This is a genomic window from Streptomyces novaecaesareae, from assembly GCF_000716875.1.
Lineage (GTDB): Bacteria > Actinomycetota > Actinomycetes > Streptomycetales > Streptomycetaceae > Kitasatospora > Kitasatospora novaecaesareae.
Map to the genome: position 1 here is coordinate 1 of NZ_JNWQ01000218.1, position 594 is coordinate 594.

Genomic DNA, 594 nt, shown 5'->3' on the forward strand with positions numbered 1-594 from the left:
ACCCCCGCCCCCGTCCCCGTCCCCGCCCTGGAGCTGGAGCTGGAGTACGGCGTCCCCGCCGCCCGCTGGGTGCCCTCCTACCGCCTCTCCTACCGCAGCGGCTCCGACAGCGGCCGACTGGTCCTGCGCGCCGGCGTCGCCCAGCGGACTGGCGAGGACTGGACGGGTGTGCGCCTGGCCCTCTCCACCGCCGACCTCGACCGCCGCACCGACCTGCCCCGGCTCGCCTCGCTGCGGATCGGCCGCAGCCAGCCCGCCCCGCCGCCCTCCGGTTGGCGCGAGCCCCCGGCCGGCCTGTCCGACCTCTTCACCGGCTACGAGTCGGCCGCCGCCGACCGCCCGTCCCGGCTCCGCGAGGAGCGCCACCGGGCCCCGGTCCCGGTGTCGGCCGCCATCCCGCCCCGGGCGGCCCGTCTCGCCGGCGCCCGCCCGTCCGGCCCGCGCCCCGAGTTCCTCGGCGCTGTGGAAGGCGCCCCGCCCGCGCCCTCGGGCCCGTACGGCGGCGGCTCCCTGAGCGTCGACGAGCCGCTGCCCGCGCCCCCACCCGCCCCGGGCGGCTTCGCCGGCTACGGCGGCCCGCCCCCAGCCCCCCCC

At 81.6% G+C, this 594-nt stretch carries 1 protein-coding gene; it reads left to right on the forward strand.

The annotated features are described in order from the left end of the window. On the forward strand, window positions 1-594 hold a 594-nt coding region (locus tag OP86_RS38590), incomplete at both ends, for a DUF4139 domain-containing protein (RefSeq protein ID WP_033334509.1).